A 2,878-nucleotide genomic window follows, 5' to 3' on the forward strand; every position below is an offset into this window, starting at 1 on the left:
TAAAATTTATACTTTTTTTATAAAATAATTTTGATGCAATCATTGTAAGTACAAATAGCAATATAAGTACTAAAAACAACTTATAGTTCTTTACATTTACTATATAGTTAATAGTGTCGTTGTCTACCATATTGCTTACAACTATCCATATACTTGTAGATAATACTATACTGTTCATTCCCCTATAGATAGATGCTAATATCAGTGATATTAATGATATAAAGCAAGTTGGAATTAAACATATATTTATTATCCTTAACAAGCTAACTTCAGAATAAGTTCCTGTTAATATTAAACTAGTTACTAAAGTTAAAGCTATAGCCGTTGTAGATATTATTACTAACTTTGCAAATAGTATTTCTCTAAATGAATATTTATAGCTTAATTCTAACTCCCACATATTTTCTTCTTTTCCTCGCAATATTTCAGCTAAGCCAATAAGTATTGGTATAGGGGATACCGTGTAAGCACATAAGTATGGATTTAAATTAAGTTTTATAGTACCAATTACTCCACATAAAACAAGAATTATCGATGCAATTAAGTACAACTTATTAAATATCTTAAATTGCATTTTTAACAGCCCCATACTAGTACTGACTTTACTATATAAATTCATATTTTCATTTTTAATTATTTCTTCATTTTTATTTTGTGGCATATAATTTCTTAATTTATCTATAGTTAAATCTACGTTTTCTTCATCAACCTCTTTTACAATATAGCTATTTAAGAAATTTTCTATATCTAAAAATTCTTCATCTAATAAAATTTCAAAATCCTCATTTTCTATATCATCATATCTTAGATTTTCTTTTATCGTTGGTGTTTTGCTCATAATTATCACCTCCAAGTAATTTTTTTAGATTTTTAACTCCATTAAACAATCTAGATTTTATTGTGTTTTCATTTTCTCCTGTTATATCACTTATCTCTTTAATTTTTAAATCATTGTAATATTTAAGTATTAAAGCTTCTTTTTGAATTTTAGGTAAACTACTTAAAGCCTCTTTTATCTTAATAGCCTCTTCTTTTTTTGATAACATATCTATTACATTTGTCTTATCTTCTATTTCATAATTGCTAATATCGTCACTTCGCTTTCTTTGGTTGTAAATTTTACTTTTAAAATAATCTTTAGTTGTATTAAGTGCAATTTTTAATAACCAGCTTTTAAAATTTCCTTCTTTTAACTTATACTTATCTATGTTTTTCATCATTTTTATAAATGATTCTTGGGTTATATCATAAGCGATGTTATAATCATTTACATTTCTATATACAAAGCTATGTACCATATCATAGTATCTCTTTACTAAGACTTCCATTGCACTTTCATTTCCCTTTAAGATTTCTTTTATTAATTTTTCATCCGATTGAGCCATTTTCATCCCCCTTTCACTTATATAACGAATTTAATTTATAAAAAGTTTTATATTTTGTAAAATTTTTCCTATATGATTATATCAATAAAATCCATGTTGATTTAATATTTAATTTTATAAAGCATAAAAAAGCCGATTAATATAAATTTCACTTTATATTAATCGGCTTTATATTAACTATATTTAATTTAAATATCCATGTATTTTTTTGCTATTTCTTTTATGTATTTTGATTTTTAAAAATATAAAGTATACTTACTGATCTCCCTCTATAAGAGATTTCATAGTCTCTTTATCCATAGCCCCTGGTACATATTGTGTTACATATCCATCTTTATCTATTATAAACGTTGTAGGAAATGCACTAATTCCATATTGATAAGCCAAAGCCCCATCTTTATCCATCACCACAGGAAAATTGTATTTATTTTGATTTAAAAATTCCTTAATATCTTCTTCTGAACCTTCATTGGCTAAATTAGGAGATGCAACTCCTAAAATTACCACTTCATCCTGATTTTTATTATATTTTTTATATAAATCTTCTATATGAGGCATTTCACCCCTACAAGGTGGACACCATGTTGCCCAGAAATTTAAAAATACAGTTTTGCCTCTATATTCACTTAGTTTATGTTCTTTTCCATATTGATCATATAAATTAAAGTCTATTGACATTATTTTATTATCATCTTTATTTTCATTTTCAATATTTGAATTATCTTGAGTTATTTCACTTTTATTACTACTAGAATTATACAGTTCTAAACCTCCATTTATAGCCATTATTAGTCCAGATACTATAAGTATTATACCACCTATTTTTTTTATTAATCCCATATGATTCTTCATATTATCAATTGATTTAAACAATTTATTATAAAACATAGAAACTATTATAAATGGTAATATAAATCCTATTGTATAAATTAAAATCAACAAGTTTGATGTAGCTATGTCTTTTGAATTTGATGCCATAACAAGTACAGATGCTAATATTGGACCTATACAAGGAGTCCATCCAAAACTAAATGTAAATCCTAATAAAAAAGCTGAAATTGGGTTCATCTCTTTAGGTTTCATGTTAAATCTTTTTTCTCTATTTAATATAGATGACTTAATAATTCCTATATAAAATAGACCCATAACAATTATTATAATTCCTCCTAGAATCATTATGAAATCTTTATTACTATTAAAAAATGATTTAAGAGCATTTACTGATGATCCTAATATGAAGAATGTTACAGATATTCCAAGCGTAAAAAATATAGTATTTTTAAAAAGTGAACTATGTATAAATATTTTTTTATCATTTTTTAAGCTATCTATACTACTATTTGATAACATACTTAAATAAATAGGTAGTATTGGCAATATACACGGAGAAAAAAACGATATTACCCCTTCTATAAAAACTACGATCAAATTAAATTTATCCATTGTACCTCCTATTTTTTCTTAATTTACCATAATTTATATCTCTAATAATT

At 24.4% G+C, this 2,878-nt stretch carries 3 protein-coding genes; all 3 read right to left on the minus strand.

Features of this window, described 5'->3' with window-relative positions:
- Window positions 1-838 (minus strand): hypothetical protein (locus VN21_RS14355; protein WP_046823869.1); only part of this gene is annotated, 838 nt, incomplete at its 3' end.
- Window positions 798-1,385 (minus strand): RNA polymerase sigma factor, encoded by a 588-nt coding sequence (locus VN21_RS14360; RefSeq protein ID WP_046823870.1) that lies wholly within the window; start codon window positions 1,383-1,385, stop codon window positions 798-800. The genes VN21_RS14355 and VN21_RS14360, both read right to left, overlap by 41 nt.
- 255 nt (window positions 1,386-1,640) lie before the next feature.
- Window positions 1,641-2,828: a cytochrome c biogenesis protein/redoxin gene (locus VN21_RS14365; protein WP_046823871.1), complete on the minus strand. Its 1,188-nt coding sequence runs from the start codon at window positions 2,826-2,828 to the stop codon at window positions 1,641-1,643.
- Between the last annotated feature and the right edge of the window lie 50 nt (window positions 2,829-2,878).

Source organism: Paraclostridium benzoelyticum (assembly GCF_001006285.1).
In the GTDB taxonomy this organism is placed as follows: Bacteria; Bacillota; Clostridia; order Peptostreptococcales; family Peptostreptococcaceae; genus Paraclostridium; species Paraclostridium benzoelyticum.